The organism is uncultured Amnibacterium sp. (assembly GCF_964250715.1).
In the GTDB taxonomy this organism is placed as follows: Bacteria; Actinomycetota; Actinomycetes; order Actinomycetales; family Microbacteriaceae; genus Amnibacterium.
The window spans coordinates 187,676-199,944 of sequence record NZ_CAXUGX010000004.1; the positions used below are offsets into that span (position 1 = coordinate 187,676).

Below are 12,269 nucleotides of genomic sequence, written 5' to 3' on the forward strand. Positions count from 1 at the left end.
CATGCCCACACCGAAGTTCAGTGATTCCTCCGACGTCATCAAGTTCATCAAGGACACCGACGTCAAGTTCCTCGACATCCGCTTCACCGACCTTCCCGGCGTTCAGCAGCACTTCAACATCCCGGCGTCCACGGTCGACGAGGAGTTCTTCTCCGTCGGCCAGCTCTTCGACGGCTCCTCCATCCGCGGGTTCGCGAACATCCACGAGTCCGACATGCAGCTGATCCCCGACATCTCCACCGCGTACGTGGACCCGTTCCGGGTGGAGCGCACGCTGATCCTGATCTTCGACATCTACAACCCGCGCAACGGCGAGATCTACGCCAAGGACCCGCGGCAGATCGCCAAGAAGGCCGAGAAGTACATCGGGTCCACCGGTATCGCGGACACCGCGTTCTTCGCCTCCGAGGCCGAGTTCTACATCTTCGACGAGGTGCGCTACTCCGTCACCCAGGGCGAGAGTTTCTACAAGGTCGACTCGGCCGAGGCGGCGTGGAACTCTGGGCGCGAGGAGGTCGGCGGCAACCTCGGCAACAAGACGCCGTACAAGGGCGGCTACTTCCCCGTCTCCCCCGTCGACAAGCAGGCCGACCTGCGCGACGACATCTCGCTGAAGCTGATCGAGGCGGGCCTGATCCTGGAGCGCGCCCACCACGAGGTCGGCACCGCCGGCCAGGGCGAGATCAACTACCGCTTCGACACGCTCGTCCACGCCGCGGACGACATCCTGAAGTTCAAGTACATCGTCAAGAACACCGCCACGCAGTGGGGCAAGACCGCGACCTTCATGCCGAAGCCGCTGTTCGGCGACAACGGGTCGGGCATGCACACCCACCAGTCGCTCTGGAACGACGGCACGCCGCTGTTCTACGACGAGGCCGGCTACGGCGGGCTGTCCGACCTCGCCCGCTGGTACATCGGCGGCATCTTGAAGCACGCGCCGTCGCTGCTGGCCTTCACCAACCCGACGACCAACTCCTACCGTCGGCTTGTGCCCGGCTACGAGGCCCCGGTCAACCTGGTGTACTCCGCCGGCAACCGGTCGGCCGCCATCCGCATCCCGATCACCGGCACGAACCCCAAGGCGAAGCGCATCGAATTCCGGGCGCCGGACGCCTCGGGCAACCCGTATCTCGCCTTCGCGGCGCAGCTGATGGCGGGCATCGACGGAATCCAGAACCGCATCGAGCCGCACGAGCCCGTCGACAAGGACCTGTACGAGTTGCCGCCCGAGGAGGCGAAGCTGATCCCGCAGGTGCCGGGCTCGCTCGACGCCGTGCTCGACGCGCTCGAGGCCGACCACGACTACCTGACGGCGGGCAACGTGTTCACGCCCGAGGTGATCGAGACCTGGCTGGACTACAAGCGCGAGAAGGAGATCAAGCCCCTCGCCGCCCGCCCGCACCCCTTCGAATACGAGACCTACTACGGCGTCTGAGCCCCCGCTCTCCCCGCTTCCACGCCTGAAGGTTCAGTTCTCGACGCTCCGACGCGTCTCCGCGTCGAGAACTGAACCTCGAGGGGACCCGATCGGCGAAGTCACACCGCGCGCTGCAGGCGCTGGCGGACACGCGCGACGAGCGCGTCGCATCGTGCGCCGTGCAGATCAGCCGCTGACACCCGAATCACCTCCCAGCCCGCATCGCGGAACAGTTCGTATCGCTCGATGTCCGCACGAAACTGCTGTCGCTCCCGGTGCCCATCGCCCTCGTACTCCAGCATCACCCGCTCATGCCGCCAAAGCAGATCCGGCCTGCCGAGGTAGCGTCCAGACGCGTCGTGGACAGGCGCATTCAGCTCCGGCTCGCGGATGCCGGCCCGGACCAGCAGAAGTCGCACCCGCGTCTCGCCCGGCGACAGGACGGGGCGACGTGCCTCATGCAGCGCATTGCGGAGTGCTGCGACTGCCGGCCGCCTGCCTGCTGCGATGCGCTGCCGCAACAGCCGTCGAGTCATGTCGTCGTCGAGCGGCGAGACCGTGAGGAGGTGGTCCGCGAGGATGATGAGCTCGTCGACGGTCAGACGCGGAGCCAGTTGCACCCAGGCTTCCGACGGCGCGCACACCGGCATGTTCTGCACGTCGACCAAGACGGCGGGCGCTGCGAGTCGGTGCCCGACGACGCCGGTCGTGCGCGGCGGCGTGGATGGGCGGACGCAACTGACGTGCAGCGGCTCGACGGCCGACATGCGCACGGGCAACGGCATCTCGTGCATGAGCGCGGCCGTCTCATGGCTGAACGCCTGACCTGGACGCAGACGCACCGCATACGCCCGGCAGCGTTCGAGCAGGGTCTCCGGCACGACCGTCGAGTGCACGCCGTGGTATGGGCGGTGTATGTCCTTCCGATTCAGCCGGCCCTGCGAATATCCGGCTTTCACGACCGCGGAGCGATCGAATGGGAGGGCTCGGAGGGTATCGGGGAGTGGGAGCGGCCGGCGCACCGGGATACTGTTGCGGGCTTCGTGCAGCGGCACGGCCCGTTCTCCACACCGCCCGGTTGGAGGTTCAATTCCTGACGCTGACGCCCGCAGGAGGCGTCAAGAAATGAACCTCGAACGCGACGGGTGTTGACACTTTCGCGCCCGGGAGGCGTCGAAGGGTGAACCTCCAGGTCAGACGTAGAGGCGCTCGAAGACCTGGCGGGCGTGGCGGGTGATGCGCAGGTAGTCCTCCTCCAGCGTCGTCGCCGAGCCGGGCGGGTACTCCAGGATGCGGGCGACGCCCTCCAGGTCGTGGCGGTCGGTCGGCAGCAGGTCGCTCGTCCGGCTGGTCCAGAGCGTGACCGCGGACCGGGTGCGGGACGCGAACAGCCAGGCCTCGCGCAGCACGGCCGCGTCCGCGCGGCCGATCAGCCGCGCCGCGACCGCGGCGTCGAGAGCCCGCAGGGTCGAGGTGGTGCGCAGCGCCGGCACGCGGGCGGCATGGCGCAGCTGCAGCAGCTGGACGAGCCACTCCACGTCCGAGATGCTGCCGCGACCGAGCTTCAGGTGTCGCAGCGGATCCGCACCCTTCGGCAGCCGTTCGGTCTCCACCCGCGCCTTGATGCGCCGCAGCTCGCGCTGCTGGGCGGCGTCGATCCGCCGCGGATAGCGCAGCCGGTCGACGAGCGCCATGAAGTCGCGGACCAGGTCGTGGTCGCCGGCGACGCCCGTCGCCCGCAGCAGCGCCTGCGACTCCCACGTGAGCGACCACCGCTCGTAGTACGCCTGATACGAGCGGAGGGACCGCACGACCGCGCCGTTCCTGCCCTCCGGCCGCAGGTCCAGGTCGAGGTCGAGCGGCAGCCGCGGATCCGTCGTCAGTCGCTGCAGCTCGGCGACCAGGTACTCGGCCTGGCGCTGCGCGGTGTCCGGCGCCATCCCCGCGACCGGCCGGTACACGACGATCACGTCGGCGTCCGAACCGAAGCCCAGCTCCGCACCGCCGTAGCGCCCCATCGCGATGACCGCGAACTCCGGCCACGGCCCGTCATCACGGCGGACGCTGCGCAACGCGCCGGTCAGCGCCATCGTGGTCGTATCGGCGAGCGCCTCCCCCAGCTGCTGCACGGAGATCGTGCCGGCGAGCGCGCCGAGGGCGAGCCGCAGTACCTCGCGGCGCCGTGCCACCCGCAGCGCCGCCGCGGCCCCGTCGCGGTCGGCATGGCGCCGGACCGTCGCCGAGGTCTCCTCCCGCAGCAACGCCGCAGGCCGCGGACGCAGGTCCTCGTCCCGCGCCAGCCACGCCACCGCCTCCGGATACCGGTCCAGCAGGTTCGTGACGAAGCGGGAGGTGGAGAGCACGGTCGTCAACCGGCGGGCGGTCGTCGGCGTGTCCCGCAGCATGCGCAGGTACCAGTCGCTGTCGCCGAGCTGCTCGCTGAGCCGGCGGAAGGCGAGCAGACCCATGTCGGGATCCGGTCCCTCCGCGAACCACTGCAGCAGCACCGGCAGCAGGGTCCGCTGGATCGCGGCGCGGCGTGAGACGCCGCCGGTCAGGGCCGTGATGTGCGCGAGGGCGCTGCGCGGATCGCGGTAGCCGACACCGGCGAGGCGGTCGAGCGCGGAGGCGGTCGTCAGCGCGGCGTCGTCCGGCGAGAGCCGCGCCGTCTCGCCGAGCAGGGGACGGTAGAAGAGTCGCTCGTGCAGCCCGCGGACGCGAGTACGCACTCCGCGCCATCGCTCCACGAGGGAATCCGCGTCGGCTGCCAGTCCGCTCGCGCGGGCCAGCGCGCGCAACTGGGCCGGATCGGTCGGCATCAGGTGCGTGCGCTGCAGCCGGGCCAGCTGCAGGCGGTGCTCCAGCAGCCGCAGGATGCGGTAGTCCTCGCCGAACTCGGCGGCCTCCACTCGGCCGATGTAGCCGTCTCCCGCGAGCGCCCGCAGCGCCGGCAGCGTCGCGCGCTGCCGGATGTCGGCATCCGTGCGTCCGTGCACCAGCTGCAGCAGCTGCACGGTGAATTCGATGTCGCGCAGGCCGCCGGGCCCCAGTTTCAACTGCCGGTCTGCCTCGGCCGCCGGGATGTGTTCGATCACCCGCTCGCGCATGCGCTGGACGGAATGCACGAAATCGCCCTGCGCGGCCGCCTGCCAGACCAGCGGCCGGACCGCGTCCACGTACCGCTCCCCCAACGACGCGTCGCCCGCCAGCGGTCGCGCCTTCAACAGCGCCTGGAACTCCCAGCCGCTGGCCCACCGGCGGTAGTAGGCGACGTGGGAGTCGAGGGTGCGGACGAGCGCGCCGTCTTTGCCCTCGGGCCGGAGAGCGGTATCGACCTGCCAGAGGGCGGGCTCCACGTCCGTCTCGTCCAGCAGCCGCATCGCCGTGATCGCCAGCTTCGTGGCGGTCGCGATCGCCACGTCCGTGGAGAGACCCTCGTTCCCCTCCGCGACGAAGACGACGTCCACGTCGCTCACGTAGTTCAACTCGCGGGCACCCGCCTTGCCGAACCCGATCACCGCCAGTCGCGTGTCGGACACGCGGCGCCGCGCGGCGGCGCTATCCAGGTCACTGCTGTCCAGGTTGGTGCTGTCCAGGTGACTGTCGTCCAGCAGAGCGCTGTCCAGCGGAGTGCCGCCGGAGTGCGTGAAGCCCGCGTGCTGCGTCCGGGCGACGGCGAGCGCAGCCTCGAGCGCGGCAGCGGCCAGGTCGGCGAGACACGCCGAGACCGGCTCGACGACGGCGACCGCGGAGGACTGGGTCAGGTCCCAGGCTGCGATCTGCAGCAGGCGACGCCGGTACCGCACCCGCAGGGCCCGGCGTGCCGCCGCGCCCGTCAGGCGGGCGAAGCCGTGGTCATCGCCCACCGACTCCAGCAGGTCGGACAGCAGTTCGGCGGCCGACGGCAGTCCCGAGGGCATCCGCGTCTCGGATAGCGCCTGCACCTCCTGCGGATGCCGGACGAGGAACTCCGCGAGTCCCGCCGACGCGCCGAGCACCGCGACCAACCGGACGGGACCGGCGCCGTCGTCGCGCAGCGCTCGGGCCAGGCCGCCGGCGTCGCGCTCCAGCAGCCGGAGGAGCCGCGCGACCGCCTCATCGGCGTCGGCGACGGGACGCTCGAACAGCCGCATCAGAACCGGGAGCTCGACTCCGGTCCCCCGCTCCAGCGCAGAGAAGACCGTCGCCGCCTCGTCGAGTCGGGAGAACCCCAGCCGGGCCAGGTCACCGAGCCGCGGCGCCGTCCGGTCCACGCCCGTTGCCGTTACAACAGCTCGAGGTTCGTCGCGAGCTCGTACGGCGTCACCTGGGCGCGGTACTGCTCCCACTCCTTGCGCTTGTTCGCGAGCACGTAGGTGAAGACCTGCTCGCCCAGCGTCTCGGCGACCAACTCGGACTGCTCGGCCAGGTGCACGGCCTCGTTCAGGCTGGCGGGCAGCGGATCGAACCCGAGCGCGCGCCGCTCACCGTCGGAGAGCGACCACACGTCGTCCTCGGCCTCGGGCGGCAGCTCGTAGCCGTGCTCGATCCCCTTCAAACCGGCCGCGAGGATGAGCGCGAACGCGAGGTACGGGTTGGCCGCGGAGTCGATCGCGCGGTACTCGACCCGCGACGAGTTGGTCTTGCCCGGCTTGTAGAGCGGTACCCGCACGAGCGCGGAGCGGTTGTTGTGGCCCCAGCTGACGTAGCTGGGCGCCTCGTCGCCGCCCCAGAGCCGCTTGTAGGAGTTGACGTACTGGTTGGTGATCGCTGTGATCTCGGGGGCGTGCCGCAGCAGTCCGGCGATGAAGTGCCGGCCCAGCTGTGAGAGCTGGTACTCGCCGCCCGGATCGTGGAAGGCGTTCACATCGCCCTCGAACAGCGACAGGTGCGTGTGCATGCCGCTGCCGGGATGTCCGGTGAGGGGCTTCGGCATGAACGTCGCGTGCACGCCCTGCTCGATCGCCACCTCCTTGACCACGGTGCGGAACGTCATCACGTTGTCGGCGGTGGTGAGCGCGTCGGCGTAGCGCAGGTCGATCTCGTTCTGGCCGGGCCCGACCTCGTGGTGGCTGAACTCCACCGAGATGCCGAGGTCCTCCAGCATGCGCACGCTGCGGCGGCGGAAGTCGTGGGCGGTGCCGCCCGGAACGTTGTCGAAGAAGCCGGCGGAGTCGACCGGCTCGGGCCCGTTCGGCCCCACCGTGCTGGACTTCAGCAGGTAGAACTCGATCTCGGGATGCGTGTAGAAGGTGAACCCGCGATCCGCCGCCTTCGCCAGGGTGCGCTTCAGCACGTTGCGGGGGTCGGCGACCGCGGGCTGCCCGTCGGGCGTCGTGATGTCGCAGAACATGCGGGCGGTGGGATCGATCTCGCCCCGCCACGGCAGGATCTGGAACGTGCCGGGATCGGGCTGCGCGAGCACGTCGGCCTCGTGCGATCGCGTGAAGCCCTCGATCGCGGATCCGTCGAAGCCGATCCCCTCGGCGAACGCGCCCTCGACCTCGGCCGGGGCGATCACGATCGACTTCAGGGTGCCGACCACATCGGTGAACCAGAGCCGCACGAACTTGATGCCGCGCTCTTCGATCGTGCGGAGCACGAAGTCACGCTGTTTGTCGACCACGCTCGGTTCTTCTCCTGACCGTCTTCGCGTCGAGGGCGTAAGAAGGCCGTGTCGGACGCCGGATTAGGCTATCCGGTATGCCCAAGCTGCGGATCGCGCTGGCACAGACGAACCCGGTGGTGGGCGACTTCGCGGCGAACACCGCCGCTGCGCTCGACGCGGCGCAGCGGGCACGGGATGCCGGGGCCGACCTGGTGGCGCTCGGCGAGATGGCGCTCTCCGGCTACCCGATCGAGGACCTGGCGACCCGCCCGGCGTTCCTCGCGGCATCCCACGCGCACCTGCTCGAACTGGCCCGCCGGCTGGAGCAAGCCGGCTGCGGCGACCTGCCGGTCGTCATCGGCTTCCCGGACGGGCCCTTCGAGCCCCGGCCGGACGACCCCAGCACGTCGCCCAGGTCGATCGCGCAGAACTGCGCCGCCGTCCTGTTCGGCGGCGGACTGCTGGCACGGCAGGCGAAGTTCCACCTGCCGAACTACTCCGTGTTCGACGAGTACCGCAACTTCATCCCCGGCGACGAGCTGGTCGTGCTGCGCATCGAGGACCCCGCGGGCGGCGACGTGGATGTGGCGCTGGCCGTCTGCGAGGACATCTGGCGCGACGGCGGCCCGGTCAGCCGCGTGGCGTCCGCCGATGCGGGCGTGCTGCTCGTGATCAACGCCTCGCCCTACGAACGCGACAAGGACGACGTGCGCCTGCCGCTCGTCACGCGTCGCGCGACCGAGACCGACGCGGTGGTCGCCTACGTGAACATCGTCGGCGGTCAGGACGACCTGGTCTTCGACGGCGACAGCGTGGTCGTCGATCGCACCGGAACGGTGATCGCCCGCGCGCCGCAGTTCCGCGAGCACCTGCTCGTCGTCGATGTCGACCTCGACCCGGTCAGCGAGCCCAGCGTGGTGGAGGGGGTGCAGCGGTTCAGCGTGCCGAAGCACCGGCGGGAGCGGCCTCCACTACAGCCAGACGTCGCGGTGCCCCCCGACGACCTGCAGCAGGTCTGGGAGGCGCTCGGCCTGGGGCTCGCCGACTACGTCGGAAAGAACGGCTTCCGCTCCGTGATCCTCGGCCTCTCCGGCGGGATCGACTCCTCCGTCATCGCGTCGCTGGCCGTCGACCGGCTCGGCCCCGACCGGGTGTACGGGGTGTCGATGCCCAGCCGCTACTCCTCCGGGCACTCGCGCTCCGACGCCGACGACCTGGCCGAGCGGTTGGGCCTGCACTACCGCACCGAGGCGATCGAGGATCTGGTCGTCCCGTTCGAGTCGCAACTGCACCTGCAGGGCCTCGCCGCCGAGAACATCCAGGCCCGCGCGCGGGCGCTGATCCTGATGGCGCTGTCGAACCAGGAGGGCCACCTGGTGCTGACGACCGGCAACAAGAGCGAGCTGTCCGTCGGCTACTCGACGATCTACGGCGACTCCGTCGGCGGGTTCGCACCGTTGAAGGACGTGCCCAAGATGCTGGTCTGGGAGCTGGCCCGCTGGCGCAACCGGGCTGCGGAGTCACGGGGCGAACGCGCGCCGATCCCCGAGAACTCCATCTCCAAGCCGCCGTCGGCCGAGTTGCGGGTGGATCAGACGGATCAAGAGACCCTGCCCTCGTACGAGGACCTGGACGCGATCCTGGAGCTGTACATCACCGAGCAACGCAGTCGCGAGCAGGTGCTGGCCGCCGGCTACGACGAAAAAGTCGTCGACCAGGTGGTCGAGCTGACCGACCATGCGGAGTGGAAGCGCCGCCAGAGTGCGATCGGCCCCAAGATCTCGCACATGGCCTTCGGCCGCGACCGCCGCCTGCCGATCACCTACCGCCCCGTCGACTGAGCGGCCCGTCACCTCGCTCGCCCGGCGCGCACGGACGGCATCGCTACGCTCGCCGTATGGCAGAGCCCCGCGCGAAGGTGCGCACCCGTCACTTCCTCGACGCCAAACGATCCGGGCACAAGATCACCGGGCTGACCAGCTACGACGTGCAGACAGCCGCGATCTTCGACGCCGCCGGCATCGACTTTCTGCTGGTGGGCGACTCCGCGGGCAATGTGGTGCTCGGCTACGAGACGACCGTGCCCGTGACCGCGGACGAACTGATCCCGCTCGCGCGCGCGGTGGCCGGAGCGGTCAGCCGGGCGTTCGTCGTCGCGGATCTGCCGTTCGGGTCGTACGAGGTCGGCCCCCAGCAGGCGTTGACCACCGCGGTCCGGTTCATGAAGGAGACCGGCGCCCACGCCGTCAAGCTGGAGGGTGGCCGGCGCAGCGCGGAGCAGATCCGCCGCATCGTCGACGCCGGGGTGCCCGTGATGGCGCACATCGGCTTCACGCCGCAGAGCGAGCACGCCCTGGGCGGTCATCGGGTGCAGGGTCGCGGCGACGCCGCCGACGACCTGCTCGCCGACGCGTTGGCCGTGGAGGACGCCGGAGCGTTCTCGGTCGTGCTGGAGATGGTCCCCTCCGCCGCCGCGCAGCGGGTGACCGAAGCGCTGTCGATCCCCACCATCGGCGTCGGCGCAGGGCCCCACGTGGACGGCCAACTGATGGTGTGGACCGACTTCGCCGGCTTCTCCGGCGGCCGCGTGCCCACCTTCGTCAAGCAGTACGCCGACCTGCGCGGTGTGCTGACCGACGCCGTCACCGCCTACCGCGACGACGTGGCGAACGGCAGCTACCCCGCTCCGGAGCACGAGTACCACTGACCGTCGGCGATCGCTGACACTCAGCGCTGTCAGCAGCCGGCGCCGCCGTCAGCGGTCGTCGTCCTCCGCCCAGCGGCGGCTGTTCTCCCGGATTCGGTCCGGCGCCTTCGCCGCCTCCGCCTCCGTCGCGAACGGACCGGCGCGATCGGGCGCGGGCGACACCATGCCGTGCTCCACCTGGCCGGTCCTCGTGTTGTACCACCACTGCTCGTCCGACACGGCATCTCCCTGTGCTCATCAACGGCGTATCCACCGACGCTGTCCACATCGACGCCGCTCTCAAACGGCTCGGATGGAGCGTAATCGGCCTGCACTACTGTGAGCGGCGTGGTTCACGCGATCGGTATCGACATCGGCGGCACGGGCATCAAGGGGGCCCTCGTGGACACCGACAGCGGCCAGCTGTTAAGCGAACGCTTGAAGCAGGCGACACCGCCCGGCGGCGAGCCCGACGACATCGTCGCCGTCGTCAAGACGATCCTCGGCCAGGTCGGCAGTGCCGGCGCCGACGTGCCCATCGGCATCTGCTTCCCCGCCGTCGTCCGCGACGGCCGCACCATGTCCGCCGCGAACGTCTCCAAGAAATGGATCGGCCTCGCCGCCGAGCAGCTGTTCGAGCGCTCCCTGGACCGAGACATCACCTTCGTCAACGACGCCGACGCCGCCGGCTACGCCGAGAGCGAGTTCGGCGCCGCCAAAGACGTGGACGACCTCGTCATCATGACCACCCTCGGCACCGGCATCGGCTCCGCGATCATCTACCGCAACCAGCTCGTCCCCAACGCCGAACTCGGCCACATCGACATCGGCGATCGGCACGACTACGAGAAGTTCGCGGCCTACTCCGCCAAAGAACGCAAAGACCTCACCTGGAAGCAGTGGGCCGGCCGCCTGCAGGAGTACTACGAGACCCTCGAGAAACTGTTCTCCCCCGACCTGATCATCGTCGGCGGCGGCGTCAGCAAGCACGCCGACGAGTTCATGCACTTCCTCAAACTGAAGACCCCCATCGTCGCCGCGACCCTGCGCAACAACGCCGGAATCCTCGGCGCCGCCGCCCTCGCCGCACACGGCTCCGGCGACCGGCCCACCCGCGGCGCCGAGCAGCTCGTCCGCAGCACCAGTACCAACCCGCCCGCCTGAGCCGACCCGTCAAGAGGGCCGAGCAGTCGAGAAGGCCGAGCCGTCCAGATAGCATTCGGAACACGGAATGGGCCGGCAGACGGTCGCGTCGGCCGCCGCTCGAAGAGCGACGACCGCCGAGGAACGTCCGGGCTCCACAGAGCAGGGCGGTGGGTAACACCCACCCGGGGCGACCCGAGAGCAAGTGCAACAGAAAGCAGACCGCCACGGCCGCGCAAGCGACCGGGGTAAGGGTGAAACGGTGGTGTAAGAGACCACCAGAGGCCCGGGTGACCGGGCCTGCTGGGTAAACCTCGCCCGGAGCAAGGTCGAACAGGGACCGACTCGGCTGCTCGCCGATGGTCCCGGGTAGACCGCTGGAGGACTGCGGCAACGTATGTCCCGAGATAGATGGCCGTCACCGCCGCACGCGAGTGCGACGGGACAGAACCCGGCGTATCGCCGGCCCATTCCCATTTCCGCGCCGCCGCTTCTGCGGCGCGGGTCGTGGGCAGTCCGGCACGCCGAGCAAGTCGGCGCACCTCCCGAACCAGCGCGGGCGCGGCGCGGGTCGTGGGCAGGCCGGCACACCGAGCAAGTCGGCAGGCCTCCCGAACCAGCGCACGGCGCGGGTCGGGCCACTCACGTTGGCGGAGTTGCTTCGCGCGGTGGCTGTGGGGTTGCGCGGTAGGTGTTCCTACCGCGGGAGGGCGCAGGTACCGCGCGAGTCGAAGCGGGCGCAGGTCAGGCGGCGAGGCCGAAGACCAGGTTCAGCGTGCCTGCCAGGACCACCGCGCCCAGCAGGTAGGACAGCAGCGAGTGCACCAGCGCCGCACGGCGGATCACGGGTGACCTGATCGCCGTGTCCGAAACCTGGTACGTCATTCCCAGCGAGAAGCCCAGATAGGCGAAATCGAGGTACGCGGGATCCTCGTTCTGGTTGAAGTCGATCCCGCCCTTCGGCGGCGTGTAATAGAGCGCCGCGTACTGCAACGTGAAGATCGTGTGCACCAGGAACCACGACGACACCACGCTGCCCACAGCCAGGGCCGCGCTCGGCACGCGACCGACCGGCGACGGCGGATTCGCCACCAGCAGGGCGACACTCGCCAAGCTGGCCAGACTCGTGATCACCAGGATCGCGTCGGCCCACGGCCGCGTCGGATCCTCTCGGGTGGCGTGCGACGCCGTCTGCGCCGCACTCATCGGCGTCACCGTCACCCAGGTGAACACGAGGAACACCGCCGCCGCGACCGTCCAGCCGAGCACCAGACCGACCGGGACGGAGCGCGCCGACACCCCACCGCCCACGCCGGCCAGCACGCCGATCACCGCCGCGACCAGCATCCGGGCGAGTACCACGGACCGCCGTGCCGGTCGAACCCGCCGTTCAGCCGGCGACGAAGCCACGACGTCCCGTCACTCGGCGTCCG

The 12,269-nt window shown here is 70.0% G+C and carries 9 protein-coding genes and 1 other RNA gene; 5 read left to right on the forward strand and 5 right to left on the reverse strand.

The window, feature by feature from the left end; translation table 11 throughout:
- Nucleotide 1 precedes the first annotated feature (1 nt).
- Complete coding sequence (gene glnA / locus ACFE7H_RS06130) at nucleotides 2-1,438, forward strand: type I glutamate--ammonia ligase (protein ID WP_375400327.1); 1,437 nt, start codon at nucleotides 2-4, stop codon at nucleotides 1,436-1,438.
- Nucleotides 1,439-1,539: 101 nt separating this feature from the next.
- On the opposite strand, the gene ACFE7H_RS06135 is transcribed toward glnA, so the two are convergent.
- From ACFE7H_RS06135 to ACFE7H_RS06145, 3 genes are all read right to left on the reverse strand, one after another.
- Nucleotides 1,540-2,301, reverse strand: coding sequence for a hypothetical protein (locus ACFE7H_RS06135; protein ID WP_375400328.1), 762 nt, complete (start codon nucleotides 2,299-2,301; stop codon nucleotides 1,540-1,542).
- A 312-nt stretch (nucleotides 2,302-2,613) separates the two neighbouring features.
- Entirely contained in the window at nucleotides 2,614-5,673 is a 3,060-nt protein-coding gene (locus tag ACFE7H_RS06140; protein WP_375400329.1) for a bifunctional [glutamine synthetase] adenylyltransferase/[glutamine synthetase]-adenylyl-L-tyrosine phosphorylase, read from the reverse strand.
- Nucleotides 5,674-5,684: 11 nt separating this feature from the next.
- Nucleotides 5,685-7,025 (reverse strand): glutamine synthetase family protein, encoded by a 1,341-nt coding sequence (locus tag ACFE7H_RS06145; protein WP_375400330.1) that lies wholly within the window; start codon nucleotides 7,023-7,025, stop codon nucleotides 5,685-5,687.
- A 77-nt stretch (nucleotides 7,026-7,102) separates the two neighbouring features.
- On the opposite strand from ACFE7H_RS06145, the gene ACFE7H_RS06150 reads away from it, so the two are divergent.
- Both ACFE7H_RS06150 and panB read left to right on the forward strand, forming a co-directional pair.
- Nucleotides 7,103-8,848, forward strand: coding sequence for an NAD+ synthase (locus ACFE7H_RS06150; RefSeq protein ID WP_375400331.1), 1,746 nt, complete (start codon nucleotides 7,103-7,105; stop codon nucleotides 8,846-8,848).
- 56 nt (nucleotides 8,849-8,904) lie between these two features.
- Nucleotides 8,905-9,714: a 3-methyl-2-oxobutanoate hydroxymethyltransferase gene (gene panB, locus ACFE7H_RS06155; RefSeq protein WP_375400332.1), complete on the forward strand. Its 810-nt coding sequence runs from the start codon at nucleotides 8,905-8,907 to the stop codon at nucleotides 9,712-9,714.
- Nucleotides 9,715-9,762: 48 nt separating this feature from the next.
- Here panB and ACFE7H_RS06160 read toward each other — a convergent pair whose 3' ends face one another.
- Nucleotides 9,763-9,933: an SPOR domain-containing protein gene (locus tag ACFE7H_RS06160; RefSeq protein ID WP_375400333.1), complete on the reverse strand. Its 171-nt coding sequence runs from the start codon at nucleotides 9,931-9,933 to the stop codon at nucleotides 9,763-9,765.
- A gap of 108 nt (nucleotides 9,934-10,041) precedes the next feature.
- Between ACFE7H_RS06160 and ppgK the strand changes: the two genes are divergently transcribed.
- Both ppgK and rnpB read left to right on the forward strand, forming a co-directional pair.
- Nucleotides 10,042-10,857 carry a polyphosphate--glucose phosphotransferase gene (ppgK, locus tag ACFE7H_RS06165; protein ID WP_375400334.1) on the forward strand — a complete coding sequence of 272 codons (816 nt, stop codon included), beginning with the start codon at nucleotides 10,042-10,044 and terminating at the stop codon, nucleotides 10,855-10,857.
- Between the two features lie 67 nt (nucleotides 10,858-10,924).
- Nucleotides 10,925-11,311: RNase P RNA component class A (gene rnpB, locus ACFE7H_RS06170), an RNA gene on the forward strand.
- 269 nt (nucleotides 11,312-11,580) lie between these two features.
- Here rnpB and ACFE7H_RS06175 read toward each other — a convergent pair.
- Complete coding sequence (locus ACFE7H_RS06175; protein WP_375400335.1) at nucleotides 11,581-12,198, reverse strand: DUF1345 domain-containing protein; 618 nt, start codon at nucleotides 12,196-12,198, stop codon at nucleotides 11,581-11,583.
- Nucleotides 12,199-12,269: the final 71 nt, after the last annotated feature.

Excerpts from the sequence above, each read along its gene's own strand:
- glnA (WP_375400327.1), top strand. The coding sequence starts at position 2 with ATGCCCACACCGAAGTTCAGTGATTCCTCCGACGTCATCAAGTTCATC.
- ACFE7H_RS06150 (WP_375400331.1), top strand. The coding sequence starts at position 7,103 with ATGCCCAAGCTGCGGATCGCGCTGGCACAGACGAACCCGGTGGTGGGC.
- panB (WP_375400332.1), top strand. The coding sequence starts at position 8,905 with ATGGCAGAGCCCCGCGCGAAGGTGCGCACCCGTCACTTCCTCGACGCC.